The sequence below is a fragment of the Reyranella sp. genome (assembly GCF_965249915.1).
Classification (GTDB): Bacteria; Pseudomonadota; Alphaproteobacteria; order Reyranellales; family Reyranellaceae; genus Reyranella.
The window spans coordinates 3498971-3523958 of sequence record NZ_OZ252257.1; the positions used below are offsets into that span (position 1 = coordinate 3498971).

Genomic DNA, 24988 nt, shown 5'->3' on the forward strand with positions numbered 1-24988 from the left:
ACCGGACGCCGCGCCAAGCCCGACAGGCTGTCAGCGGCGCTATTTGCGCGTCACGGCGTCGAGTTCCGGCACCGGAAAGTCCTTCCAGCCCGGCACTTCCGAGACCTCCGGGAAGTCCTCGCCGAACGGCCGGGTGGCATCGATGCCGACCGAGGAGGAGTAGCCGCCGTTGGTATAGGGATCGAGCGGCGCGGCGGCGGTGCGGTCGACGACGAAGACGTCCTGGCTCGGCTTCACGCGGAACGACTGCGCCCACTCGACCTCCGCGGAATTGCGGATGTCGATGTCGGGATCGACGACGATCACCCATTTCGGATGGAGGTTGCCGGCCATCGTGGCGAGGATCGCCTGCCGCGCCTCCCCTTCGTAGCGCGGCTTCATCGCGATCACGACATAGGTCTGGACGCCCCCTGAACTGTTGATGGAGACGTCGCTGATCGTCGGGAACTGGGCCTGGAGCTGGCGCAGGATCGAGGTCTCGAACGGGATCTGCTTCAGCACATGGTTCTCGGTGATCGGCTTGCCGGTCAGCAGCCCCTGGAAGATCGCGCCCTTGCGATGGGTGATCGCTGTGATCTGGGCGACGGGCTTCGGAGAGGCCGGCGTGTAGTAACCGGTATACTCGCCGAGCGGGCCTTCGACCTTCTGGTCGTTGGTATCGACGGTGAATTCGATCACGATCTCGGCCCAGGCCGGCACCTTCATGTCGTTGGTGACCGCCTTGGCCAGCTCGACGGGCGAACCGCGCAGGCCGCCCGCCACGAACCAGTCGTTGGTCGAATCGCTCGACTGGACCTGGCAGGAATACATCGTGAGCGGATCGACGCCGATCACGAGGGCGCCGCGGAGCTGCTTTGCCATCTGGGTCGCGTGGGCGATGTTCTTGCCGAAGCGATGGTTGGGCGCGGAGAAGACACCGAGTTCCCTCGGCCCGTGGACCTGCATCCGGTAGTTTCCGATGTCGGGCACGCCGGTCTCGAGATTCTCGGACACGACGATGCCGGCGGTGATGTAGGGCCCGCCGTCCTTCGGGCTGTAGATCGGCACCGGCAGCTTCGTGACGTCGATCGCATCGCCCGTCAGCACGACCTCCTGGCAGGGCGGCGTGCCCTTGAAGTCGACGGGCGCGATCGGGTTGTTGATGCCCTGAAGGACCTTGCCGTGGATCGTCTCCTCCGACGCCTCGAAAGCCTTCAGCGCCAGCCTGCGGTTGCCGTAGATGCCGGCCACCAGCGGGAAGTCGGTGCCCGTCTGCGTGAACAGCAGCGCCGGCCCCTGCATCGCACTCGCCTTGGCGAGCGCCCTGGCGATGTCATACTTGGGAGACACGGGACGTGCGATCTCGACGAGCTCCCCCGCATTCTTCAGGTCCTTCAGGAAGGCCCGCAGATCTTGATAAGGCATGGTCAATCCTTCCTTGCGGTTCGCGAGTACAAAGCGTGATGCGAAAGCTGTTTGCCGACATTCATCGCCACGACGTCGAATCGGCCATTCGGGTGGCCGCGGCGGTGGGCCTGCCCCTGCTGGCGCTGGACGCGATCGACCGGCTCGATCTCGCGGTCTATGCGGCGTTTGGCGGGCTGGCGATGCTCTACGGCCACAGCGAACCCGCGAAGCAGCGGGTCGAGAGCCAGATCGTCGCGGGAACCGGGCTGGTCCTCACCATCGCGGCGGGCATGGCCTGGTCCGCCTCTCAGGCGCCAATCGCGGTGCTGGGCGTCCTGCTGGCCCTCACGGTGATCGCCGGCGTCACGCTGGGCTCTGCGATGCGCTGGATACCTCGCGGAGAGATGTTCTTCGTGCTGGTGCTGCTGATCATCGCGGCCATTCCCACGAAATGGGAGAACGTGCCGCTCGCTCTCGCCGTCGGTGCGGCCGGCGCGGCCTTCTCGGTGCTGCTGGCGGCGATCAACACGATCGGCGCACCGCCCGCTGCGGAGAAACCAGACGGATGGCGACGACGCATCGCTTCGGGCTATGCCGACCTCGACCGCCGCCAGCACCTGGTCGTACTGGCCGCCGCGACGCTCGGCGTGTTGGCGGCCTGGTCGCTGGCCCTCGCCCTGCGCATCGGCCATCCGTTCTGGGCAGCCGTCACCGTCGCCGCCCTGATGCCGGCGCTGGCCGCGAAAGATGTCTGGCGGCGTGCCATCCATCTGATGCTGGGCACGCTGGGCGGCGTGGCGATCGCTGCCTTGCTGTTCTCCTTCGAACCCGGCCCTCTCGCGCTGATCGCGATCATCGTGATCTGCCAGGCCGTCGCCGAGATCGCGGTCTCGCGCAACTACGGTGTCGCCCTGCTCTTCTTCTGCCCGCTGGCCATCGGCATGAGCAATCTGAGCCGCGGCGCCCCCTGGCCGCCCATCCTGGTCGACCGCGTGGCCGAAGCCGCGCTCGGCGTGGCGGTGGCCTTCCTCACGATCTTCGTGGGCCGCAGGATCCTCAAGGTGACTTGAAGGGACAGGCGGCACGCCGTGCCTACTGGTCGGAGACCTGGAAGGGAATGTCGCCCTCGATCGCCTTCGTTCCCTGCACCGTGATCACCGCCCAGTGCAGCATGTAGCTGCCCGGCGGCAGGGTCGGCGCGGCGGCGAACAGCACTTCAGGGGCCGATTCCAGACGCGGGTGCAGGCGCTCGACGACCTTGTCGCCCTGCCTGATGACCAGGGTCGATTTGATGTGGTCGACGGGCCGGTCGAAGCGCACGAAGAAGGCGCTGCTCCTTGCGCCGATCCGGGCATGGGCCGCCGGTGTCGACTCGACCACGCGGACGTCGCCCGACGGTTGCTGGGCGCGCACGGCAGAAGCAGCCGGCGCCATCATCAGGACGGCGATCACGAGGCGTCTCTTCATCATGTGCGGCTCCGGCGCCTGGCAACGGCCGGCTTCTCCACGCCGGAAGGGCCGGTCCATCGCGGGAAGGTCTTGGTATCGAGCCCGAACAGGTCGAGCACGCGCGCGACCGAATGCGTCACGATATCGTCGACCGTCTTGGGGCGCGTGTAGAAGGCCGGCGACGGCACCGCGACGATGGCGCCCATTTCGGTGACGGCCAGCATGCTCTTGATGTGGCCGGCATGCAGCGGCGTCTCGCGGAACATCAGCACGACCCGCCGCCGCTCCTTCAGGCAGACGTCGGCGGCGCGAGAAACCAGACCCGACGTCACCCCGGTCGCGATCTCGCTCAGGGTCCGCACAGAGCAGGGCGCCACGATCATGCCCATGGTCTGGAACGAGCCGCTCGAAATGGAAGCCGCGATATCACCGGGCGCATGGACGTGATCGGCCAGCGCCCGCAGCTCCGAGGCCGAGACGTCGGTCTCGAGCGAGCGCGTCTGGTCGCCGGCCTTGGAGATCACGAGATGGCTCTCGATCTTCAGCGCCCGCAGCGCCTCGAGCACGCGGATGCCATAGACCGTGCCCGACGCGCCGGTGATGCCGACCACCATGCGCCGCACGGGTTCGTTCCCTGCCATTCGAATGTCCTCAGCCGCCGGTCTTGATGTGGCGCGGGTCCGAGTGGTTCAGCGGCGCAGGCTTCGCCTCCCACGAGAACGGTGTGTCGGAGAGCGTGTAGCGGTACCACGGCGGATCGTTGGTGCGGCCGAGCTTGTGCCGCAGGTTGCCGAAGGCGCGGTAGAGCACCGGATAGGGCTGGCCGTGATACTGCTTCAGGATGTCGTGCCAGGCGCGCGGCTCGGCGCGGATGAACGCCTCCATGTCCTTCGTCAGCTCTTCTTCCGTCATCATCTTCAGTCCGGCGGGCGGATCGCCGAGATCGGTGACGGTGCTGCGCACGAACTCGTTGGAGTTCCATTCGGGACCCAGGGGCACCGTGCAGTCCATGCCGATCTTGGAGGAGATGCCGAGCGTCGTGCTCTTGGGATCGACGGTCATGGTGTTGAGCCCGTCGAGCCGTACCGTGTCCTTGTCCGGCATGTAGCGGTAGGCCATCGCGGCCAGCACGGCCTGGTCGTCCCAGATGTCGACATCGGTGTCGAAGACCATGGCGATCTTCGGAAGCCCCTGCTTGGAGCATGTCAGCATGATGCCCAGCGCCTGCTTGGAATCGCCGGCGCCCAGCGGATGGATCTTGGCGTAGGCGATGTTGGACAGGCCGCCCAGCGGACAGCGGACCTCGCGCACGTCGATACCGCCCTGCTTCAGCCCGTTGAACAGGTCGGCCTCGATCGCCGGCAGCTGCAGCATGTTGTCGGTGTACCAGGGATGCAGGCCGCCGATGGTGCAATGCTGGAAGATGCCGCCCTTGCGGTAGGTCATCGCCTTCACCCTGAGGCGATAATTGTGCTTGATGCCGCCGCCGTACATGCCGGTGAACTCGCCGTACGGGCCTTCGTCGTAGACCAGCCCCTCCAGCGCCATCAGCTCGCATTCGAGCACGATCTCGGCATTGGCCGGCACCATCACGTCGATGGTCTCACATTTGATCATCTTGGCCGGCTCGCCATAGAAGGCGCCCAGGACCTCGAAATCGTCGGTGTCGGCGGTGACGCCGACCAGCGCCGCGATCTTGTCGATGGTGGGACCGCCCAGCACGATCGCGACCTCGAGGTTCTGCCCCTTCGCGGCCGCGGCCATCGCGTGGATGCGCTGGCGGTGCGAGGTGCAGGTCATGTCGACCGACTTCTCGTTCTTGGTGCGGAACATCGAGCGGTAGATGCCCCAGTCGTAGACGCCCGTATCGGGATGCTTGCTGATGAACAGATTGTCGTTGGTGTAGGCGTGGCCGTCGCGATCGTGGTGCAGGAACAGCGGCAGGCGGGTCAGGTCGACATCGTCGCCCTTCAGGATCACTTCCTTGCAGGGCGCCGTCGTCACCGTCTCCCACTTCACCCGGCCCTTGGAGCGCGCCACCATTTCGAGGCCGGTCTTGGTCTTGTCGCAGCCCATGGCCCAGGCGAACATCTCCTGGTTCGAATAGGCGTTGGCCAGCACCGAGAACTCGGTGTCCTTGATCTTCTCGATCAGGACGGCCTTGGTCGGATGGGCCTCCATGATCTTCGGCACCTGGTCGACACGGACCTCGTCCTTGACGCGCACGAGGAAGCCGGCCTTGTCCATCGCCTCGACGAAGTCGGAGAGAGACTGCTGCATTGTCTTACCCGAATGAGAGGGGGAGATCAGGAATAGGCCGGGGCGGTCCTGCCATGCTCGGCAAAGGCCCTGAGGTGATGCAGCATCATGCCCCAGAGGGCGTTGCACTTCTCGAAGTTGCCCTTCTGATGCGGCCAGCCGGAATGGGCGAAGGTGAGGTGAACCCGCCCGTGCGGCGTCTGGCCGAGGTTGAACGAGACGCTGGTGCCGGCCGCGTCGCCAGGCCCTTCGACGCATCTCCAGACGACCGTATCGGCCCCTTCCGACGCCACTTCCCAGACGAACGTCGGCCCGTCAGCATATTTCAGAGTCCACTGGCTCCCCACGCCGCTGCCGCCCGAGACCTCGGCCATGGTCCAGCCCTTGAGCCCCTCCAGGGTCGTGAGGGCCGCATGGACCTTGGCGGCATCCGCCTTGATGTTGACGGCGTGACGAAGAGCGTGATCGGACACGGCTGGATCCTCCCGAAAAACCTCAGCAAATACGCGGGTATAGCGCTTGTTCTCTTTGTGGCGACGACCTTAACAGTCGGCCTGCATCGTTCAACCTCGGCCCCGGCGGGCGATCCCCTGCCTGCTTCCCGCCTCTCCGCGCGTGCGTTGCGCTGCAGAGGCCCCTCCGGTATGTTCCGCCCCGCTGGACCCGTAGCTCAGCTGGATAGAGCGCTGCCCTCCGAAGGCAGAGGTCGTGAGTTCGAATCTCGCCGGGTCCGCCATTTTATCGCATGTTCTTAAGCATTTGAAGAGAACGCAATTTGTTCTCTCGGCACTCGGATTTTCCGCGGAAGCACTACGGAAGCATTCGGAGGCGTATTGTAGCGTAGGGCGTACTCCGCAATGTGATCGTGACTGACACGCGATGAAGTCGTGGCGTAGCTACAGGATGATCTATGTCTCGGTCACTCGACCAAGTGCCAGCGGCAGCACGACCTTGACTACTCCGCAGCAGGTCGCGAATCGGCGAACGATCGCGGACGACAAAGAACAAGGCCGGATGGAAAATGGTGCCCCGAGACGGAATCGGCATTCCTTCTAAATAGTTGAAGTAACGTGTTTTTTTGCAAGTGCGATTTTTGATGTACCCACCAATGTACCCAGCGCTTAGCAGCCATTCGGACAGTAGCGGTACTCGACTGCGGCGGGCACGCGTAGCGCCGGTGGAGTGGCCTCCCCTAGATTAGATCGCCGGGGGGTAGAGCTATGTTCGACGTCACTCATATCGGCGCACGAAGACTGATCAGGTCCAGCGTGTCCTAGACGGCAAGACCTACACTCGCGTCCTAGGAGGCGTGGCGCCGTAACAAATGACCTGAGCCAGGAGGGAGTCGGTCTGCTCCAGCTTCGCAATTTGAGACTGTTGCGGGAGCGCAACCAGCTTAGCCTGCTAACTTGAGCCGTAGCGTAAGCGCAAAGCCTGGGCCGACATTGATCGTGCCGAAGGACGGACTGTAGCTGCCACCGTCCCGCCATGCCGTGGCAGCCTGAATGGTGCTGACATCGCTGTGGCGGTACGCGAACCCAATCTGGACTGCCCTCGCGTATGGCTATGGCCAATGGGTCTAGGCTCTGATTTGCGAGCCAGGCTGGCTACTTGGCGCCTTCATGCCCCTCGGAAACGTAGCAGGCGCAGAGCATTCGCCGTCACCAGCACTGTAGCGCCGGTGTCGGCGAGGATCGCCATCCACAGCGGGGTGGCGCCGAACAGCGTGGTCACCAGGAACACACCCTTGAGCGACAGGGCCAGCGTGACGTTCTGCCAGATGTTGGCAAGCGTTGCTCGCGACAATTCGATCAGCTCGGCGACACCGGTGACGCGTTCCTTCAGGAGCGCCGCGTCGGCCGTCTCCAGCGCCACGTCGGTGCCGCCGCCCATGGCGATGCCGACCGAGGACGCCGCCAGCGCCGGCGCATCGTTGATGCCGTCGCCGACCATGGCGATGGGCGCCATCGCCTTGTAGTGAGCGATCGCCTTGAGCTTGTCTTCAGGCAGCAGCCCGGCGCGCGCCTCGAGGCCGAGCGAGCCCGCGATCGCTCCGGCTGTGAGCTCATTGTCACCGGTCAGCATGACGGTCCGCACACCTAGCGCCTGCAACCGTTCGAGTCCTTCCCGGGCGTCGTCGCGCGGCTCGTCGCGCAGCGCGATCAGGCCGAGCACGCGCCTGGACTCCAACACGGCGACAACGGTCTTGCCTTCGCCCTCCAACATGGCGATGCGTCTTTTCGTTTCGTCAGCGAACGCGGCGTGTTCCCCCGCGTAGCGCGGCGAGCCAACGGAGACGAAGCCCGCCCGTAGGCGCGCGATGACGGCCTTACCCGGTATTGCGGTGCTGCCGCCGAAGGCGCGCGGGATCACCACGCCTCGCTTGGCCGCTTCAGCCAGGATCGCGACACCCAGCGGATGACTGGAGCCGCGCTCGACCGCCGCGGCCTTGGCCACCATGTCATCGGCCGAACCGGCGAGGGCCACGATGTCCGTGACCTGTGGCTTGCCCTTCGTCAGCGTGCCGGTCTTGTCGAAGGCCACGGTTTTGACCTTGCCCAGCATCTCGAGAGCGGCGCCGCCCTTGATCAAAAGCCCGTGCCGCGCACCGCTCGCCAGGCCCGATGCTACGGCCGCCGGGGTCGAGATGACCAGGGCGCAGGGGCAGGCGACCAGCAGCACGGCGAGCCCGCGATAGATCCAGGTGAACCAGTCAGTGCCGGTCAGCAGCGGCGGCCCGACGACGACCAGCAGCGCCACTACCATAGCGGCCGGCGTGTACCAGCGGCTGAAGCTGTCGATGAAGCGCGCCACCGGCGCCTTGGTGGCTTGCGCCTCCTCGACGGCGTGGATAATGCGCGCGATTGTGTTGTCGGCGGCGGCGCGGTTGATCGTGATCTGCAGCTCGCCGTCGATGTTAATGCTGCCGGCATAGACGGCCGCGCCCGGCTTCTTGACGACAGGCACCGACTCGCCCGTAACCGGCGCTTCATTGACCTCGGAAGTGCCGTCTTTCACCTCACCGTCGGACGGCACTCGGTCGCCCGCCCGCACCATGACGACGTCGCCGGGCGCAAGCTCGTCCACTGGCACGGTCTCGACCTGCGAGCCGCGGATGCGCTGTGCGGTGCGCGGCACCAGGTCCATCAGCGCCTCGATGCCCGCCCGCGCGCGACCCGCCGCCACGCCTTCTAGCAGCTCTCCGGTCGTGAACAGGAAAACGACGATTGCGGCCTCGGGCGCCTCGCCGATGATCAGGGCGCCGGTCGCGGCGATGCTCATCAGCGTCTCGATGCTGAACGGCGTACCCATAGTCGCACCGGCGACCGCCCGGCGGACGATCGGGATCAGCCCGATCACGGTCGCGGCGATGTAGGGCCACGCCGACCACGACGGCTCGATATGGGAGACCGCATAGGCCAGGACCAGCAATGCACCGGTGCCGATCACCAAGCGTCCGCGCGGCGTGCGCCACCACGCCTGCGCGGGCTTGCGCTCACCAGCTATCGTATTCGCCGCGGCGTCGCCACTAACCGGCGTGAAGCCGAGGGCACGGATTCTGCCTTCGATGGAAACGCGCGATGTGCGGTCCTCGTCGACCAGCAGCGACAGGGATTCCTGGCTATAGCTCACCGCGATGTCGCTGACGCCGGGCAGACGCTGCAACGCGTTCTCGATCTTGGTCGCGCAGGCCGCGCAATCCATACCCTGGATTCGCAGTTTCAAAACCGTGCCAGCGGTCATATTTCTAACCTCGACAGAGCCGATGCCATCACCCTATGAGCCCTGTGGTAACTATAGGGTCAAGGCAATGTCGCACGGCGTACCCTTGGAGTGAAAATCAAGATGCACTCCTCCGTCTCTCGAGACGGTCTGCCAGCAAACCCTGACTACAGGATCATCGGGCGAGGGACCTCCGCACGCATCGTCCCCATTTATGAGACCTCTGCAAAAGGTCTTGGTGTTTTGGGGGATTGGTGATTCACAGGAAGCCTCTGACGGAGGCTGTGATGAAGCGAGGTCAGGACGGTCAGCTGGGGCTAGCCGAGGCGTTCATGGCCAAGGGCCTGGGCAGCAACGCGCGATTGGAGAAGATCGCAAGCCTGGTGGATTGGGCGCGGTTCGAGCAGTTGCTGTCGCGCGTGCGGCCCGGGGAGAGCGGGCGGCCACCGTACCGGGCGCTGGCGATGTTCAAGGCGTTGTTGCTGCAGCAGTGGTACGGCCTTTCGGATCCGGGGCTGGAGGAGGGCGCTGGGCGACCGCCTGTCGTTCCGCCGTTTCTGCGGCTTTGCGCTGGATGAGACGGCGCCGGACGAGACGACCCTGTGCCGCTTCCGGCAGGCCCTGATCGGCGCGGGCCTGGGCGACCGGCTGCTGGAGGAGTTGAACCGCCAGCTCGAAGGTCGCGGCCTGATGTTCAAGCAGGGCACGATGATCGACGCCACGCTCATGGCCGCACAGGCCAAGCCGCCGGCAGCGACCGCCAGTGGCGAGGCCGGCCGCAGCGACCTCGACCCCGATGCCAACTGGACGCGCCAGCGGGGCTGGTCGCACCTCGGCTACAAGGCCCATGTCGCCATGGATCAAGGTTCGCGCCTGATCCGCCGCGCGCGGCTGACGCCGGCCAAGGTCTACGAGAGCCAGGTCGCCGACGAGCTGATCCTGGGCGACGAGAAGGCGGTCTACGCTGACCGCGCCTACGAGCACAAAGAGCGCCGCCGCCGGCTCAAGGTCCTCGGCATCAAGGACCGCATCATGCATCGCAGCCATAAGCACCAGGCCGGCCTGCCCCACTGGCAGCGGCAGCGCAATCGACTGATCGCTCCGATCCGGGCCGGCATCGAGCACGTCTTCGCCACCCTCAAACGCTGCTACGGTTATTGCCGCGTCCGCTACTTCCGGCTCGATCGCAATGCTCTGCAGCTGGAGCTGCTCTGCCTGGCCCTCAATCTACGTCGTGCCGCCGTCATTACAGCCTGACGCCGCCCTCCTCATCTCCCCCAACACCGATCGCCGGCCAAACTCCTCATGGCCGACATCGCCGAGAGATGATCCTTCCATTCAAAAACCTCGTTTCGCAGAGGTCTCATTTATGAGGAAGTCGATAGCCTTGACTTCCAGATCGACCCGCGGTCTGCCGAGAAGGTGCGACAGCTTGAGCGTAAATATCTCGACGGTCGGAAAGATGCGGTGACTGACGTCCAAGTCAATCTATCACTCGCGATCCCCAATGCCCTCGACCGATTGCAGGATGACCGCGAGAAAGCGGCGGCGTGACGAAAAGAAGAACCACCTCAGCCATGCAGCTTCGGCAGGGACTACAAGGGGGTACAATGATCCTTAGCCGCTCAATTTTTTGGAACCAGCCCTCTGAGAATGACGTCCGTATGCGGCAGACCGCAGTTGAACCGCTTTGACAATGTGACCGGTATTAAACCCGAATGAGCTCAACTATGCAGAATCGGCACGAGAATTTAATGGGAACAAAGGGGTAGCCGAAAAGTCGATGCTACACTTTTGTGTTTGGGCGAAAAGGGACTGAACGTAAGAGTAGCAGCGCTGTCGACGCGCACACGCTTGAGCAAGATGATATGAGACGCTCGAGCATATGGCGATCTAGCCGTCTACATCTTTTGAGACTCTGGTGAGCTGCCGCTGTGGTCGGCCCGGCACATCGACGCCGGACCCGACTTATTCAACGACCGCCAGACCGGCGCGAACCGGCTCCGAGGCAGCACCACCATGCCGATCGGAATGTACGGTCAGCAGTACATGGATCTTCAGGGCCCGGAGATTCGCAAAGCGCAGCTAACTGGCACTTGCCGTGTCGGTGGCACGCTACAATGCAGCGACACCCCGACGCGCTCGCGTCGACGAGCCCTACTCATGCGAGGCCGGATCCAACATTGATCATTAACGCAACGATCGCAGAGTTAAAGATGAATGCGACAACACCTTGGGAAAGGCTAATGACACGCATGCTACGCGAAGATGTTACCACGTCTGCAGTCTGCGTTGCGCAACCAATTACGAATGAATAATAGAGAAAGTCACTATAGTCCGGCATGCGACCTCCCGGAAAGCGAAGACCGCCCGGACCGTCATCATCCGGCTTGTAGTAGACGCTTGCGTAATGCAATGCGAAGGTGAGGTGGGTGAAGATCCACGACAGCGTTACTGTCACGCCTGCCACCGCCAAGCATTCAACCATGCCTTTTCCTTGTGACTTGACGGTAGCGAGCTCCAGGAAAATAGCTGGGCACCTCGAATAATAGCGCCACTGACTGACGTGTGTGAGTCTCGTAGCTGACGAGATGGTTCGGCGAGGGCGATGATGGCGCAGTTCGGCTTCTTCGATGCGGACAAACGGCTTTCTGCGCTGTCTGCGAAGGGCGATCCTTTGGTTGGTATCTCTGCACTGGTGCCATGGGAGACGTTCCGAGGCGACATCGAGGCTGTGGTGTTGACCGCCGACGAGGCCAGAAAGAGCAGCGCTGGCCGCAAGCCAATCGACGCGCTCGTTCTGTTCCGAATGTTGATCTTGCAGTCGCTGTATAATTTGTCGGATGAGCAGATCGAGTACCAGGTGCGCGACCGTCTGTCGTTCACGCGCTTTCTCGGGCTTGGCATCGAGGCCAGCATTCCGGATGGCACGACGCTGTGGCTGTTCCGCGAGAAGCTCGCCAAGGCTGGTCTGATCGACAAGCTGTTCGAGCGTTTTGGCCAGCATCTCGAAGCCAAGGGCTACATCGCGCGCGGTGGCCAGATGGTCGATGCCACGATCGTTCCTGTGCCCCGGCAGAGCAACAGCCGGGACGAGAACGATCAGGTCAAGGCCGGCACGACGCCCAGGGACTGGAAGAAAAGGCCTGCAAAGAATCGGCAGAAGGACAAGGACGCGCGTTGGACCAAGAAGCATGGGCGTAGCTTCTTCGGCTACAAGAACCATGTGAACGCCGATGCCCGGTACAAGCTGATCCGCGAATACGGGGTTACCGACGCGAGTGTCCACGATAGCCAGGCGATTGACGATCTTCTGAACAAGGGCAACACGTCGAGCGAGGTGTACGCCGACAGTGCCTATCGCTCGGCCGAGACGGAGCGGAAGCTCAAGGCGCGGGGCTTCAGGAGCCGTATCCACAAGCGCGGACACCGCAATCATCCGCTGAGCGATGCGGAGACAAAGGCAAACACCAGGAAGAGCAAGGTGCGGGCGCGCATCGAGCACGTGTTCGGCGCCCAGGAGAACGCGCCAGGTGGACGACTCGTCCGCACGATCGGCATCGTGCGTGCGAAGGTCAAGATCGGGCTTCAGAATCTCGCCTACAACATCCGCCGCCTGGTGATCCTGGAACGAGCTGCCGCCGCATGACGGGATGAGTCCGTCCGCTACGCACCAACCTGAGCGTCAGGAGGCAAAAAGCCGCTGATGGCGCTCACCAAGCCACGCCGAACCCACAAAACGTCCGGTGCCATGGACAGCAGGTCGCTGACAGGCCCATTCTTCGAGGTGCCCAGCTGCAAAACTGGCGGATGCACTGATCACGACAATCATCAGAATAATACCGCCTCCTTCGTCATTGAATTTCGCGTGGCGGCGGCAGATATCGACATTAGAGACCCAGATCATTCTGAAGGTCGTCCCGACGTACAGGATTGCCAAGACGTCCCACGAGATGAGCAGCTGGGTGTTTAGGCGCATCTCCGCTGGTAACGCCATGAACGCTATTGCACCCGCTGCAATAGACAGCAAAAGCCGTTGGCGCCCCTTAACAAAGCGAAGAAAACGTTCCGACGGAACGGCTGTTCTTGCCATGTAACTACTCCCCGCCCGCTATCATCAGATATGACCGAACGGCAGTCACAACATCGCCGCCAGAATACGACTGGATACCGGACGCCGACGTCCATGGCTCCAAGCACTTGGCCGTCGCAAGCCCGACTTTCTCTCGGACCATCGAACAGGCAACTCGTGCTGTGCCGATCACCCTGCATGTCCTTCAGCAGGCAATGACGCCCCTGACTTGTCGCTCCGTTCGATGTTTCGTCTGAGCCAAGCGCGCACCAATGCCGGATCACCTTTGAAAGCTTCCTGGACCCGCAAGCCCATACCCCCAAGACGGGTGGCAGCACTCATGCCCGCCTCGTCGGTAAAATCGTCGCCAACAAAAATAGGACGTCGCCCTCTAAATGCGGCGTCGTTCATCAGCCGATCCACGGCATATCCTTTCGAAACGGAGCGCGGACCGATTTCGATTGCCTTCCGTGCTGGAATGAGCCGAAACCAGGGATGATCATCCGTCACGAGGGACCGAACGAGCTTCCAAATATCGTCTCGGCGCTCCGGCACCAGGCGATAGTGCACAGCCACGCCATGCGGCTTAGGCTCGATGAACATTCCTCGCCATTGACTGGCAGCGGCATCGAGCGCTTCGCTCCATGGCCGCGGAATGCCCAAGCCTTCCGGCGTCTCCTCTACGGTACTGTTGTTGAAGCGTATACCGGCGCCATGTTCACCGGCGGCCGCCAAAACGAAGGGTTTCAACAGTTGATCGATGGTTGCAAGCGATCGACCACTCACTATTGCCAGCGCTCCATCAAGAAGAGAGCGAACTCGATCCAGCACTAACGGTAGTGTCGGCGGAACGACGACGAGATCCGGTGTCGCTGCGATTTCGAGCAACGTGCCGTCCAGATCGAGGAACAAGGCATGATCGGCAGTAAGATCAGGTAGAATCATCTCGATTTCAAACTCTCAGGCAGTGAGGATTTTCGAGCACCTCATCGACGCACACCACTCGTGCCATGCAATCGTCCTTGGCCATTCAGTGGCTTTGTGACTATCTCTCGAACACATTTGTCCGCGGACTACCGCGAGAGGCCAGCGTGCTGGCTCCCCATTCACCTCGTCGTTCGCGCTCGTATTCCTCATTCGATACGATCGGCACCAACCCTCTTACAGGCCTTGGAAACAAGAGAAGGTTGGGACGAAACTCCACCTCAAGTGGCGAGTTGGTGCTTGTCAGATACATTTTGATTCCCCTTCTTTTTCATTGCGCAGCGCAGCCAGACTCTTGCGGCTAGCTTCCTAGCGCGCGGCCGGCTGCGTGGGATCTTCAAAAGTGCCTTCGAAGCGCTTGCCTCCCAGCATTCCTCTCATGGTCCCATTTAGCTGCCCCGCATCGAGTTCCGCGGTGCCGGTCCGACCATCACTGCACTTGAGGACAACTGACCCCATACGGTCGACGTCATCCAGATGCCAGCGACCATCACAGCTTGGTCCCTTGTCGCTGACCAAGGTCACCGTGCCTCCGATGCCATCGGTACGTCGGCTGAAGGTGCCGGAGAATTTCTCACCATCGACGGTCTCGCCGGACACAGGCAGAGTCCCGGAGCACCCTGCCAGTACCAACAAAGCCATCACAACCAACATAACCTTCATGCCTGCCTCCCAGTGATGCGGTTCACCATTGAACCGCTAAGAAATGAATCAACTTCCCGACTCATCTGCAGCCCCACCCGAAAACGACGTGACTACCGAGTTCGCCAATCCGGTATTGCGCGACTGCTCTCAAGAGTGCTGGCGCGTGAAGTGATTGCGGCACGCACATCTACATGCCCTCAAGACCAAGGATCATCCGAAGGATCTCTTGACGAAGAGGTGCGGATTCGACGTTGCGATAAGCACGCACAAGCACAAGTGTTTCCTCTGCCGAGTGAGGTAGAGCAGGCGCCTCTTGCTTTTGCGACTCGGCAAAAGGCATGGCGCACCGCATACTTTCGCCATAACCTTCAAAGAAATATCCGGGAGACACATTCAGTGTCCGGGCGAAATCGTACAGACGCCGCACAACCGCCCGATTGGCTCCGCTTTCGTACTTCTGAACTTGTTGGAAGCTCACGCCCACTGACTCACCGAGGCTCGACTGGCTAATTCCCAAAGCAAGCCGGCGTCGACGGAGCCGCCTCCCCACATAAACATCGAGGGGGTCCTTTATCGTGGATGCCCGCCCGGGCTTCTTGAAACTGGCCACCTCAACGAGCTGGTTTCTCATGTTGCGTTATCCCGGTAGGCCAAGATCCTCAGTGCGTTGAAGACGACCAGAAGTGTCGAACCTTCGTGCACCGCCACCGCAGGACCGATACCCAGGCCAAGGATCGTCGCCGGGACCAGGAGTGCGACGACTCCGAGGCTCACGACCAGATTCTGCAGGATGATCCGACGAGTGGCACGGCTGAGGCCGATGACGAACGGAAGAGTTTCCAACCGATCTCCCATCAAGGCGACATCGGCAGTTTCCAGAGCTACATCGGATCCCGCCGCACCCATGGCGATTCCGACTGTAGAGGACGCCATCGCGGGCGCGTCGTTCACGCCATCTCCCACCATTGCGATCTGTTTTGCGTCAGCTTTCAATTCCCCGATCGTCCTGACCTTGTCGTCCGGCATGAGATCGCCGCGTGCATCGTCCAAGCCGACGTCCTTGGCGATGGCTAAGGCGACCTTCTGATGGTCTCCCGACAGCATGACCATTCGGGTGATCCCCAATTCCCTGAGGCGCGCCAGAACCGGCCGCGCAGAGGATCTCGGTGAATCCATGAGGCCAATCACGCCGAGGTCGCGCTCGCCCTTCCTGACCACCATGGTCGTCTGGCCGGCTGCTCGCAGTGCTTCGACTGCCGATTTGGCCGCCGGGCCGATCGCCGGCACGTCGTCAGTTCCGAACATCTCGGCTTTGCCGATCCAGACGGCTTCTCCATCGTAGCTTGCGCGCACACCACGGCCAGTCAGGCTCTGCAGGTCGGTCACGGGGTCGATCTTTCGATTTCCCAGTCGCTGCCGACCGTCGTGCACAATGGCCTGTGCCAGCGGGTGATCGCTTGCGGCCTCTACGGCGACGGCTGTGGCAAGCAGTTCCTCGGTGGTCACGCCTTCCATCGGCCTGATGTCGGCGATGCGGGGATTGCCCTCCGTGAGGGTACCTGTCTTGTCGAAGGCGATGGTGCGGATGGCGCCCAGTGCTTCAAGCGGCGCACCGCCCTTGATCAACACGCCACCACGGGCAGCGCGCGCCACGCCCGACAGCACTGCGCTCGGCGTCGCAATCGCAAGAGCGCAAGGGCTTGCCGCGACAAGAACGGCCATCGAGCGATAGAAACTGGCCGCAAAAGGCTCATCCACCACGAAGCCTGCGCCAAGGAGCGCAACGGCGAGAAAGAGCACAGCTGGCACGAAGATCCGCTGAAATTTGTCGGTGAAGCGCTGACTGGGCGACTTCCGCGCTTCGGCCTCGCTGACCATCTTGACGACCTTGGCGAGGACCGACTCCTTCGAGGTGCGGGTGACCTCCACCTCGAGGGCACCGGATCCATTGATTGTTCCCGCGAACACCTTCGACGATGCTCCGGTACTGTCGGGTCTTGCCCGTGCAGTGTCCCTGTCTTCCACTGGCTGCTTGTCGACCGGAATGCTTTCACCAGTTACGGGTGCCTGATTGACACTGGACCGTCCCTCCACCACGAAACCGTCCGCCGGAAGACGCTCATTGGGACGGACAATGACGATATCGCCCACGGAGAGCTGCTCGACTGGCACTTCTCGCATTTCGTTGTCGACCTTCACGGTCGCGGTCTGCGGCGCCAACTTGGCGAGGGCCTCGATGGCCTGCGTGGCTCGCCCCATGGCGAAATGCTCGAGCGCGTGCCCGAGGCTGAAGAGGAACAGGAGCAACGCACCCTCGGCCCAGGCACCGAGAATTGCTGCACCTACCGCAGCCACCAGCATGAGCGTGTCGATTTCGAACTTTCCACGCCGAATGTTGGCGAGTGCTTCCTGCACCGTAAAGAAACCACCTACCAGGTAAGCGCCGCAATAGAAGCTCAATGGTAGCCAGCTGGGCGAGGTATCGCTCAACTTCTCAATGGCAAAGCCGACACCCAGCAGTATCCCGCACCCCAGAGAGAATATCAGCTCGGTGTGCCGGCCCAGAATGCCGCCATCTGCATGTGAATGGCCGTCGTCCTCCCCGTGGTCATGCCGGCCGCCCTGCGCACGTCCTTCATCCTCCGAATGCGAATGACGGTGCGGGCTCGCCTCGTCCTTTACGGCGGCGGTATCGCGTGCCTGGTTCGGCATGAGGTCCTCCTTAGAACTCGACGGATCCAGTGGAATCGGTCGAAGTGATCGGATTGATCGTCAACGGCAAGTAAGGCAGGGGCAGCGACGCGCCACTGCCCGGCGGTCGGCCTACCGCGATCGGAAGCAGCTCATTCATCATTTAGACTCCCTTCTCGACAGGATCGCGGTTCAATCGCCCCCGTGTCACGCAGCAGATAACCGATCCGCATTCGCCCCACCCGTCCCTGAAGCTCCACGTCATTTTCGTAGCTCCATGCGGCGCCCATCGCCCCTCCGGCTGCGGTGATGACCTCCCATGACGCAACGATAGACGCTCCCAAAGGCTTACAAAGTTGCTCTAGCCTCTGGGCAACGTTCACCACGTCGCCCACGAGAGTGAATTCGTCGTGCGAGCCACTACGAAGCACCCCTCCGATTGCCGTGCCGAAGTGAATACCCACGCCTGCCTGCGGCCCGATTTCGCCGCGCCTCTCGCGAGCATCGCGCCATCCGCGAAGCGCCGTAGTTAGATGGAGTGCGCATTCCAATGCACGAGCCGCGTCATCGGGTGTCGATTTTGGCTGGCCGAAAGCAGCCATCACCCCATCACCGATAAACTTGTCGATCATTCCACCGTGGGCGAACACCTCCCGGGTAACGAGTTCCCGAAACTCGACCAGGAGGTTCGCCAAGCTCGCTGGCGGAATCGACTCGCTCAATCGCGTGAACGATCGTAAGTCGACAAACAGGACCGCGACGTCGCGCTGCGCAAGAGCCAGGGAAGCACCCGTTGCCTGCAGCTCCGTCAGGACGGTCGGTGAAAAGAAGCGGCTGAGACTTGCTCGCCGCCGCTCAGCGAGTACAGCGGCTTTAAGCAGCACATTGTGGTCATACGTGAGAAGGCCGCACACGAGCGCCGCGAAGCCAAAGGCCGCCGCGAGCGCTGCCTCGGTCAGAAAGGATGACCAGTCCAGTGCAAGAGCCTCTCCCTTCCCAAGATGCGCTTCTACTGCAACCGTCAACAGCGTAAGCCAACCGAGGATCACGAGACTTGAGAACAGAGCAACCATCATGGGGCGCAAGCGCAGTGCCACATGCATCAATAACAGGAACCCAATCGCGAGCGACGGTGCCGTCAGCGTGTGATCGACTTCCTTGCTCGGCGCAAAAAGATGCTCATGGAACAGCACAACGACGAGCAGAGCGTCGAATACAATGTAGATCCACGCGAACCATCTCGCTCCCCACCGCAATTCGGCAAGCAAGAGTGCGACGATTGTAGCAACACCGTATGCGGCGATGACGTTGACGTGAACAATCACACTGTCCGGACGGCTGGCCAGCCCGAGATTTACGATGAGGACCGCGAGCGCGACGAGGCGCAACCAAGCCGATCGCCGCTCGCGATGCCAACGACGTTGATCGGCGCTCATCATTAGTTCTTGCGAGGCGTTATCGAGCATTTTGCCGAACTCACTTTTTCTACAATTCCAGCTAAGTCCGTAAGAATCATCTGTTGGAGAAAGGAAGCGCCACTGTGTGAACAAGTAGCCAAACACCGGCCTTAAACTAGAACTTCGCTTGTCCGGACCTGCCAACCGCGTTTTTCAAGAGGAGCGTGACTTGCGCGTCCGGTGAGACTGGCGTCTTTGCCTCCCCTTTCAGCGCGCTGTCTCCGAACACAGTGAGCTGCACGGTCTCACTGGCCGCCCCCGCGACAATCAGGACGGTGCCGCTGAAGCCTTTTGCAGAACTTGGCTTGCTATGCTCATCGAGGAGATTAATGGTGACGGCGCTTCCAATAACCGTCAGCTCGGCATGCACGCCAACGATGTCCCGTAGCGGCCCGCCATTAGGACCTATCGTTGCCATGTGGTGCTGTGCAAAGGCCATACTAGCCCACAGCACTATTGCTGCGGATAGCGCTCCCACTACGCGGATTGTCATGATCTGATCCCAGAAAAGCGTTTATCGGTGCGCCGCGCCGGTAAAATTGGCACGGCGAACGAAACACGACGGGATCAGTTCTTGGGGGGTGGTCCTGCTATGCGGAGTGAGATGGCCGACACTTGGATACGACGTCCTTCGGGCACGTCAGCAGAGGTGGCTGAGACATACACGGGAGATGCTGCGGAGAAGTACGGCGCGACCGAGCAGCTGTGACAAGCCTCGGCGACGGGCGCTCCGTCCGTGCTAACGTCATCCGCGGCGGCAGAGATCGCCGTTTGAGTCAGTTCTTGGCTGTTGGCGCGAAAATCGTTGACGACATGGAGAACGCTGGCCAGCGCCAGTGACACGACGCACAGCATCCAGACGAAGCGCGCGCTCCGCCTAAACATAAGTGCAAATCGATGACCTACCGGGTTCCTCACGTGGCCCGTTGTCTACGAAAACGCCAGGGTTATACAATCACGCGCCAAAAGATGCGGCGTCTTGCCCTGTACCCGGTGCTCGGCCAGCCAAAGAGAGGGCGTGCGTTCGAGGAATCTTCCGTCAGCACCTTTCTTTGGCCTTTGAAAATACTAAAGAATCCTTCCGCCCGATGTTCAATCAGGCGGAAGGCACTCCTTCAAACAGCCCCAGGCAAGCCGCAGTGAGGCGTCCACCAACACTATACCTCTCTCCGCTGGTCCGAGGCTCTACAGCAACTATTTGGCGACTGTTGCGACTCGCTTCATGTGAACCTTGAAGCGGGTTCCGGCGGAGACATATCTGCCGTCAAGCTCCGCGCCATGTCGATCCAACTCCACGTGAGCTTGTGGCGTACGCACCGTTATCGATCCGGCAGTAACCACGCACTGCGTTGCCCATTGCGCAGCCGACGGATCGGCGGAACTCGTGCATTGGCAGCCAACCTTCCCATCGGCGAGCCGAGCAACGGTCAACACCCGCTCTTCTGTTGTCAGGCTTGAGTAGGTAGAATCGGCGTATCGGACACCCGTCCATCGACCCAGTGCCCAATCGCCGACGTTACCTTCGTATGCCGAAGAGACCGGCGTTGGTGTCTGCCCATAAGCAGGCGCATAGCCAACAGGCAACAAGGCGAGCGCAATCAATAGCTTCTTCATAATGCTTGATCCTACGTGAGCCATCTGCGTTGTGCGCAATGGCGTTACTTGGAGTTCGTTGAGAGTAGTCGGGCAAAACAAAGAGACTTGATGAGCTGATCCTTGCGCATCACCACGACTTAGTTTGAGAGGTTCAGGAAAGAAGCCAGGCTCTCATCAAGGCTTGGAGAATCGAGACACCTCGCCGTCACAGAGCTTGGTGGCTTTGCAACTTTCCGAAGGGATCCTTCGCAAAGCACCTGGCCGTGGCGGCACGGCATCCATCAGGCTTTGGGGGGTGGCCCGACATCCTTGACTGGAACGGAAACGAGCGGCGTCGCGCGCAACGACGGAACAGGGCCACGGATAGAATATGCCGTGATGAGGATTTCCGGAACCACGACAACTGCACATACATGGCAAGCATCGAAGACGACGGCGTTCGGTTCTGACGAGGTATTCCCATCGACGCTTGCGGCGAAATTCGCTCCGAGCTCGTATCGGGTCGTGCCGCCGAGTTTGCACAAATGGAAAGAAGCAACGAACGCGACCGCGAGGAGGCATACCAATGCCGCAATCCGTCTCGGAAGCGATTCCAATCGCGAGGAAATTGCTTGCTGCACAGTCCCACTATGTTGGCTGCCCCGACCAAACGTCAACAGACAGCCAGTTGCAATTGATCCAATAGGCAACTCGCTTCGCTAGAAGAAGCTCTGCGAAAAGCCATCACATGTGCCCATTGTTGACACAAACGTTCCTGCTTACGGTCCATTCGAAGCTGGGCGTGGTTGTCGCGAAGCGCCCAGCTGTCACACCAAGAGGATGAACGTCGTACAGAGACCTTTGCCCACGCACTATTTCCCGTCCCGATAGCGGGAGGAAAGGTCGAGCGGTCGGGTCGGTCCACTGCCTTCGAGTTCCCAGTGCGCAAGCCATATTCCGCTCTGCCGCTCCAGGATCAGGTAGTTGCGTTGCGCAACATATCGCGCCCGCAGACCAGGCAGCGGACGCATGGATATCGTGCCCTCGTCGAGCAGGTCCATTGGAAGCAATGAGACGACTTTCAACAGGGCCGCATACAGCCGCGACGGCGCTGGGTGCGCTATCCCGGAAGCAATGAGCTGGTGCATCGGGCCTGACGAGAGATCGAACGTTCCCCGGGCCGCGAGGTGAATCTCGCCGGACAGCACAGTCACCGGCGTTCGTTCATGCACTTCGGCGAGCAGCGACATAAACCTGCCCCACTCCTCGCGATGCCATTTGCTCTGCCACTGGTCGCGCAGATCGTCTTCGTATTTGTGCAGCAGTCCGCCCAACCCGACGACCGCCTCGAGCATCGACAATCGCGGCCCCAGCGCCGGCACGGTCGACAGCACGAATACATGGCCCTGCCGCACGGAGGCGAAGGCCTGCGAGACGGTATCCCAGCCTTTCAGACCCATTACCCGATCGGGCCTCCGTTCTGAGCGCAGATCTGGAGCGATGACATCCAGTCCGGGTAGGCCCAGATGCCAGGTCAGGCTGACGCCCGTATCGTCCAGCGACAGTTCGGTATGGCCAATTGGCATTACGCCCAGCTGGAACACGAGGAAGAACTCCCTCGCGGTGGCAAAAAGTGCCTGACCGACAGGCGAATCGAGCTTCGCTTCTGAAAGCGACCCCCATCCGTCGCAAATGTCGTGATCATCCCACATCGCAAGAGATGGAATGCGCGATTGCAGCCAGGCCGGCTCAGGTTGCTGAAGATTGTGCAGGTAAATTCCGAGAAAGGCCCCTCGGAGTATCTGGATGGCCTCCGGAATGGCATCCAAGTTGGTGCAAGTCGAGCCGTCCGCCCATTCGCGCAAGAGCGGATGTATGTCGAGGAGTTCGTCGGCGTAAACCTGATCCCCGCCATGAAGCAACAGCTGGAATGGGCGTTCGGCATGCTGGACCAGGAGGCGACGCCAAAGTCGGTTTCGTTCATCCGCCGGCCGCTCCACGTCTCCGTGCTCCTGTCCGTTGCAGGACACGAACGCAATGCGAAGGTCGGCAGAGAAATCGGTATTCACTCCATATTTGATACCGCCGACTTCGTAAGACGCGTCCGAACCCATGCGCAGATCAAAGGCGTATAACCATACGCTCCAGTCTTCATGTTCCATCGCCAGTTTGGCTGCGACGTCCGCTTCTTCGACTCTCACGACAGGCCGCGGCTGTTTCGATGGAGCGGCGATCAACACCGACAGCTTGACTGAATTCCCTGCCGTCCCGTGAATATAGAGGACGGGCGCCGTCGCCATGTTCTCGCCGGCCGCATAGTGGCTGGCGCTTCGCAAATGTTCGGCTGGTCTCATGGTCTCAAATCGCGAAACTTGCATCCAATGATCGAGGGCTCTGTCGGACAACTACTGCAAGCTCAAGCCACCGATTCAAGGATGCCCCATACAAACCCAGCGCGACGATATCTAGTGCTGAACGCAGCGGCGGCTCGTCGAGCAATCAGGGAGCGCTTGATGCAGCCGTCCCGCAGGAGGAGCAGTACTTGGCTCCATTTTCGATCGCCGTATTGCACTTGGAGCACATGATCGATGCAGCGCCCAACTGTCGTCCGCAACTGCCGCAGAATCGGCTGTCGGGCTGGTTGTCAGAACGACATGCTGGGCAGACGATGACACGTTCGCGAACGGATGCTTCGCGTGGATCCGCGTCTCGGTAGTATCGCTCACCATCATGTCCGCGGCCGTGGCCGTGGCCGCCACTACGTCCGCGGCCGCCAAAAAACCGATCGAAGAAATGCGAACTCATGGAAACCCCTTGGCGAAAACGTATGCTGGCATGCGTCCCCGACCACCGTCCACCTAACATTGGTTGAATTCGCACAACTCACACGAGAGTCGTGTGCAAAGACAGGCAGCGTGGATGGGCAAGTACGGAACCGAACATCTGCCGAGCCGTTCAACCACGGACAGGACAGGCGGGCCCGCCTCTCAATAAGGATGCCGGGCGGTCGTCAATTCAGGACTCGCCCAATGACCTTTGCATCACCAGATAACGCGAGCTTAGGCGTCTCAACGGCGGCGGCCCGGCACAAGAAGCAGCTCCTCATTGCCCTGGCACTGACTTCTACATTCATGGCCATTGAGATCGTCGGCGGTTTGTGGACCGGCAGCCTCGCCCTCTTGGCCGACGCCGCGCACATGCTTACGGACGCGGGGGGACTTGCCCTAGCATTGATTGCGATTCGCTTTGGCGAACGTCCGAGGACGCCGCGTAATACGTTTGGATATGTAAGAATGGAAGTACTCTCGGCACTAACCAACGCCGTCGTGCTCCTTCTCCTGACGATCTACATCCTCTACGAGGCGTATCAGCGTTTCTACAGCCTGCCCGAAGTCATCGGCGGGCCGATGCTCGCGGTAGCGTCTGCCGGTCTGGTGGTGAATCTCATCAGCATGAGGCTGCTTGCCGGAGGCTCCAGTGAGAGCCTGAACGTTAAGGGAGCGTATTACGAGGTGCTGGCCGATATGCTCGGCTCGTTAGGCGTCATCGTGGCCGCCGGAACAGTACTGGTGACGGGCTGGAATATCGTAGATCCGATCATCGGCGCGGGAATCGGCCTGTTCATCGTTCCCCGCACCTGGGTTCTCCTGAAGCAGGCCATCCATATCCTGATGGAGGGGACCCCTCCGGAGATCGACATGGGCCTTCTCGAGCGCGCCCTCGTCGAGATACCCGGAGTGACGTTGGTACATGACCTCCATGTCTGGACCATTAGCTCCGGCGCCGTCGCGATGAGCGGTCACCTCGTCGTAGGCGAAGCGGCCTCGCGCCGAGATGTGCTGGCCGCCGCACTCGAAGCGATGAAGGAACAATTCGGATTGACCCATCTCACGATCCAAATCGAGGACGAAGCTCTTCGCGGGACCGAAGCCGTGCTTCGGTACTGAAGAAGCTCGAGTTCGGGTCGCACGATCGATCCGGACACGGGCGTCGTTTCTTGTCTTCGGGCCCACAGATTCATGGAGGTTGCGGTGCGATTTGAATCTCTGAACTGGCTGGAGATGGTCTCGCACCTAGCGGATCTTGCAATTGCCTATGCCCTCGCGCTGCCGATCGGCTGGGACCGCGAGCGACATGAACGAAGCGCCGGCCTGCGCACATTCCCCCTCGTTGCGATCGCGAGCTGCGGGTTCGTGCTGGTCGCAATTCAGGTGCTGGGCGAGACCTCTAGCGGGCAGGCCCGGATTCTCGAGGGGTTGATCACCGGGGTGGGCTTCATAGGCGGCGGCGCTATCCTCAAGGGGGGAAATCACGCGTTCGGGACCGCGACCGCGGCCAGCCTGTGGGCCACCGGCGCGCTCGGCGGTGCCGTCGGCTATGGTCTGTACGATATCGCGGCGATCTTGAGCATCGTGACTTTCGCAACGCTCAGGTCGCGAACTCCGCGGGTCGAAATGCTGAATGTCGCGGCGAAAGATGCAAAACCGTCGGCACGGCATAATGCAGCCGACGCGAAGAAACTGCCCGAGCAATAGGTTCGCCTAGCCGGGCTCTGCGGCGCAATGAGGCTAACGACCTCTCAATCAACGACCGCTGCCGGTGGCCCAGAAGCTCAGAACGAGCCGAGAGGCACTCCGGACTGGGCTACTTGGGCCGAGCCTCCGCACTCGCGTTATCGATTCGGACCGAACGTCCGGCCTCGTCGGCAGGGGAAGGCCCCTTACCCCGCTTGGCCCGACGCCGATTG

Annotated in this window: 23 protein-coding genes and 1 tRNA gene; 7 read left to right on the plus strand and 17 right to left on the minus strand. The window is 61.6% G+C overall.

What is annotated here, in order from left to right; translation table 11 throughout:
- Nucleotides 1-39: 39 nt before the first annotated feature.
- Nucleotides 40-1404: a UbiD family decarboxylase gene (locus ACP15H_RS17420; RefSeq protein ID WP_425067447.1), complete on the minus strand. Its 1365-nt coding sequence runs from the start codon at nt 1402-1404 to the stop codon at nt 40-42.
- Nucleotides 1405-1442: 38 nt separating this feature from the next.
- Here ACP15H_RS17420 and ACP15H_RS17425 point away from each other — a divergent pair, with 38 nt between their 5' ends.
- Complete coding sequence (locus ACP15H_RS17425) at nt 1443-2456, plus strand: FUSC family protein (RefSeq protein ID WP_425067448.1); 1014 nt, start codon at nt 1443-1445, stop codon at nt 2454-2456.
- A 22-nt stretch (nt 2457-2478) separates the two neighbouring features.
- Here the strand turns inward: ACP15H_RS17425 and ACP15H_RS17430 are convergent, their stop codons facing one another.
- The 4 genes from ACP15H_RS17430 to ACP15H_RS17445 are packed head-to-tail and all read right to left on the minus strand — an operon-like array spanning nt 2479 to nt 5567.
- Nucleotides 2479-2856: a copper resistance CopC family protein gene (locus ACP15H_RS17430; RefSeq protein ID WP_425067449.1), complete on the minus strand. Its 378-nt coding sequence runs from the start codon at nt 2854-2856 to the stop codon at nt 2479-2481.
- A complete protein-coding gene (locus tag ACP15H_RS17435; protein WP_425067450.1) occupies nt 2853-3476 on the minus strand; it encodes a UbiX family flavin prenyltransferase in 624 nt (207 codons plus the stop codon). The genes ACP15H_RS17430 and ACP15H_RS17435 overlap by 4 nt, the downstream gene beginning before the upstream one ends.
- A 10-nt stretch (nt 3477-3486) precedes the next feature.
- A complete protein-coding gene (locus ACP15H_RS17440; protein WP_425067451.1) occupies nt 3487-5115 on the minus strand; it encodes a UbiD family decarboxylase domain-containing protein in 1629 nt (542 codons plus the stop codon).
- 26 nt (nt 5116-5141) lie between these two features.
- Entirely contained in the window at nt 5142-5567 is a 426-nt protein-coding gene (locus ACP15H_RS17445; protein ID WP_425067452.1) for an SRPBCC family protein, read from the minus strand.
- Nucleotides 5568-5753: 186 nt separating this feature from the next.
- Between ACP15H_RS17445 and ACP15H_RS17450 the strand changes: the two genes are divergently transcribed.
- Nucleotides 5754-5830 (plus strand) — tRNA-Arg (locus ACP15H_RS17450).
- A gap of 884 nt (nt 5831-6714) precedes the next feature.
- On the opposite strand, the gene ACP15H_RS17455 is transcribed toward ACP15H_RS17450, so the two are convergent.
- Entirely contained in the window at nt 6715-8838 is a 2124-nt protein-coding gene (locus ACP15H_RS17455) for a heavy metal translocating P-type ATPase (RefSeq protein ID WP_068190389.1), read from the minus strand.
- Nucleotides 8839-9104: 266 nt separating this feature from the next.
- Here ACP15H_RS17455 and ACP15H_RS17460 point away from each other — a divergent pair, with 266 nt between their 5' ends.
- Both ACP15H_RS17460 and ACP15H_RS17465 read left to right on the plus strand, forming a co-directional pair.
- Nucleotides 9105-9395 (plus strand): transposase, encoded by a 291-nt coding sequence (locus tag ACP15H_RS17460; RefSeq protein WP_425067453.1) that lies wholly within the window; start codon nt 9105-9107, stop codon nt 9393-9395.
- A complete protein-coding gene (locus ACP15H_RS17465) occupies nt 9388-10074 on the plus strand; it encodes an IS5 family transposase (protein ID WP_425069917.1) in 687 nt (228 codons plus the stop codon). Before ACP15H_RS17460 ends, ACP15H_RS17465 begins: the two co-directional genes overlap by 8 nt.
- Before the next feature lie 904 nt (nt 10075-10978).
- On the opposite strand, the gene ACP15H_RS17470 is transcribed toward ACP15H_RS17465, so the two are convergent.
- The gene (locus ACP15H_RS17470; protein ID WP_425069918.1) at nt 10979-11491 is read right to left on the minus strand and encodes a DUF1345 domain-containing protein; all 513 of its coding nucleotides are present in this window, start codon (nt 11489-11491) and stop codon (nt 10979-10981) included.
- Here ACP15H_RS17470 and ACP15H_RS17475 point away from each other — a divergent pair.
- Nucleotides 11429-12466: an IS5 family transposase gene (locus ACP15H_RS17475; protein ID WP_425069919.1), complete on the plus strand. Its 1038-nt coding sequence runs from the start codon at nt 11429-11431 to the stop codon at nt 12464-12466. The genes ACP15H_RS17470 and ACP15H_RS17475 overlap by 63 nt on opposite strands.
- A 36-nt stretch (nt 12467-12502) precedes the next feature.
- Here the strand turns inward: ACP15H_RS17475 and ACP15H_RS17480 are convergent, their stop codons facing one another.
- The 10 genes from ACP15H_RS17480 to ACP15H_RS17525 form a co-directional block, all read right to left on the minus strand.
- The gene (locus ACP15H_RS17480) at nt 12503-12910 is read right to left on the minus strand and encodes a DUF1345 domain-containing protein (protein ID WP_425067454.1); all 408 of its coding nucleotides are present in this window, start codon (nt 12908-12910) and stop codon (nt 12503-12505) included.
- 168 nt (nt 12911-13078) lie between these two features.
- A complete protein-coding gene (otsB, locus tag ACP15H_RS17485) occupies nt 13079-13834 on the minus strand; it encodes a trehalose-phosphatase (RefSeq protein ID WP_425067455.1) in 756 nt (251 codons plus the stop codon).
- A 348-nt stretch (nt 13835-14182) separates the two neighbouring features.
- The gene (locus ACP15H_RS17490) at nt 14183-14536 is read right to left on the minus strand and encodes a hypothetical protein (protein ID WP_068190392.1); all 354 of its coding nucleotides are present in this window, start codon (nt 14534-14536) and stop codon (nt 14183-14185) included.
- A 169-nt stretch (nt 14537-14705) separates the two neighbouring features.
- Nucleotides 14706-15149, minus strand: a complete 444-nt coding sequence (locus ACP15H_RS17495; RefSeq protein WP_068190393.1) for a helix-turn-helix domain-containing protein — start codon at nt 15147-15149, stop codon at nt 14706-14708.
- Complete coding sequence (locus ACP15H_RS17500; protein WP_082751708.1) at nt 15146-17230, minus strand: heavy metal translocating P-type ATPase; 2085 nt, start codon at nt 17228-17230, stop codon at nt 15146-15148. Before ACP15H_RS17500 ends, ACP15H_RS17495 begins: the two co-directional genes overlap by 4 nt.
- A 131-nt stretch (nt 17231-17361) precedes the next feature.
- On the minus strand, nt 17362-18675 hold the full coding sequence (locus tag ACP15H_RS17505; protein ID WP_425067456.1) for an adenylate/guanylate cyclase domain-containing protein: 1314 nt from the start codon (nt 18673-18675) through the stop codon (nt 17362-17364).
- A gap of 106 nt (nt 18676-18781) precedes the next feature.
- On the minus strand, nt 18782-19105 hold the full coding sequence (locus ACP15H_RS17510) for a hypothetical protein (protein WP_068190396.1): 324 nt from the start codon (nt 19103-19105) through the stop codon (nt 18782-18784).
- Nucleotides 19106-19860: 755 nt separating this feature from the next.
- Nucleotides 19861-20280: a hypothetical protein gene (locus ACP15H_RS17515; RefSeq protein WP_156716868.1), complete on the minus strand. Its 420-nt coding sequence runs from the start codon at nt 20278-20280 to the stop codon at nt 19861-19863.
- 833 nt (nt 20281-21113) lie between these two features.
- Entirely contained in the window at nt 21114-22595 is a 1482-nt protein-coding gene (locus tag ACP15H_RS17520) for an alkaline phosphatase D family protein (RefSeq protein WP_425067457.1), read from the minus strand.
- A 145-nt stretch (nt 22596-22740) separates the two neighbouring features.
- Nucleotides 22741-23106: a zinc ribbon domain-containing protein gene (locus tag ACP15H_RS17525; protein WP_082751709.1), complete on the minus strand. Its 366-nt coding sequence runs from the start codon at nt 23104-23106 to the stop codon at nt 22741-22743.
- A gap of 164 nt (nt 23107-23270) precedes the next feature.
- Between ACP15H_RS17525 and ACP15H_RS17530 the strand changes: the two genes are divergently transcribed.
- Both ACP15H_RS17530 and ACP15H_RS17535 read left to right on the plus strand, forming a co-directional pair.
- A complete protein-coding gene (locus ACP15H_RS17530) occupies nt 23271-24188 on the plus strand; it encodes a cation diffusion facilitator family transporter (RefSeq protein ID WP_068190733.1) in 918 nt (305 codons plus the stop codon).
- Nucleotides 24189-24302: 114 nt separating this feature from the next.
- On the plus strand, nt 24303-24776 hold the full coding sequence (locus ACP15H_RS17535; RefSeq protein WP_425069920.1) for an MgtC/SapB family protein: 474 nt from the start codon (nt 24303-24305) through the stop codon (nt 24774-24776).
- Nucleotides 24777-24988: the final 212 nt, after the last annotated feature.

Coding starts and splice junctions, on each gene's coding strand:
- ACP15H_RS17420 (WP_425067447.1), bottom strand. CDS start 1,404: ATGCCTTATCAAGATCTGCGGGCCTTCCTGAAGGACCTGAAGAATGCG.
- ACP15H_RS17425 (WP_425067448.1), top strand. CDS start 1,443: ATGCGAAAGCTGTTTGCCGACATTCATCGCCACGACGTCGAATCGGCC.
- ACP15H_RS17430 (WP_425067449.1), bottom strand. CDS start 2,856: ATGATGAAGAGACGCCTCGTGATCGCCGTCCTGATGATGGCGCCGGCT.
- ACP15H_RS17435 (WP_425067450.1), bottom strand. CDS start 3,476: ATGGCAGGGAACGAACCCGTGCGGCGCATGGTGGTCGGCATCACCGGC.
- ACP15H_RS17440 (WP_425067451.1), bottom strand. CDS start 5,115: ATGCAGCAGTCTCTCTCCGACTTCGTCGAGGCGATGGACAAGGCCGGC.
- ACP15H_RS17455 (WP_068190389.1), bottom strand. CDS start 8,838: ATGACCGCTGGCACGGTTTTGAAACTGCGAATCCAGGGTATGGATTGC.
- ACP15H_RS17460 (WP_425067453.1), top strand. CDS start 9,105: ATGAAGCGAGGTCAGGACGGTCAGCTGGGGCTAGCCGAGGCGTTCATG.
- ACP15H_RS17475 (WP_425069919.1), top strand. CDS start 11,429: ATGGCGCAGTTCGGCTTCTTCGATGCGGACAAACGGCTTTCTGCGCTG.
- ACP15H_RS17480 (WP_425067454.1), bottom strand. CDS start 12,910: ATGGCAAGAACAGCCGTTCCGTCGGAACGTTTTCTTCGCTTTGTTAAG.
- otsB (WP_425067455.1), bottom strand. CDS start 13,834: ATGATTCTACCTGATCTTACTGCCGATCATGCCTTGTTCCTCGATCTG.
- ACP15H_RS17490 (WP_068190392.1), bottom strand. CDS start 14,536: ATGAAGGTTATGTTGGTTGTGATGGCTTTGTTGGTACTGGCAGGGTGC.
- ACP15H_RS17495 (WP_068190393.1), bottom strand. CDS start 15,149: ATGAGAAACCAGCTCGTTGAGGTGGCCAGTTTCAAGAAGCCCGGGCGG.
- ACP15H_RS17500 (WP_082751708.1), bottom strand. CDS start 17,230: ATGCCGAACCAGGCACGCGATACCGCCGCCGTAAAGGACGAGGCGAGC.
- ACP15H_RS17505 (WP_425067456.1), bottom strand. CDS start 18,675: ATGCTCGATAACGCCTCGCAAGAACTAATGATGAGCGCCGATCAACGT.
- ACP15H_RS17510 (WP_068190396.1), bottom strand. CDS start 19,105: ATGGCCTTTGCACAGCACCACATGGCAACGATAGGTCCTAATGGCGGG.
- ACP15H_RS17515 (WP_156716868.1), bottom strand. CDS start 20,280: ATGAAGAAGCTATTGATTGCGCTCGCCTTGTTGCCTGTTGGCTATGCG.
- ACP15H_RS17520 (WP_425067457.1), bottom strand. CDS start 22,595: ATGAGACCAGCCGAACATTTGCGAAGCGCCAGCCACTATGCGGCCGGC.
- ACP15H_RS17525 (WP_082751709.1), bottom strand. CDS start 23,106: ATGTTAGGTGGACGGTGGTCGGGGACGCATGCCAGCATACGTTTTCGC.
- ACP15H_RS17530 (WP_068190733.1), top strand. CDS start 23,271: ATGACCTTTGCATCACCAGATAACGCGAGCTTAGGCGTCTCAACGGCG.
- ACP15H_RS17535 (WP_425069920.1), top strand. CDS start 24,303: ATGGTCTCGCACCTAGCGGATCTTGCAATTGCCTATGCCCTCGCGCTG.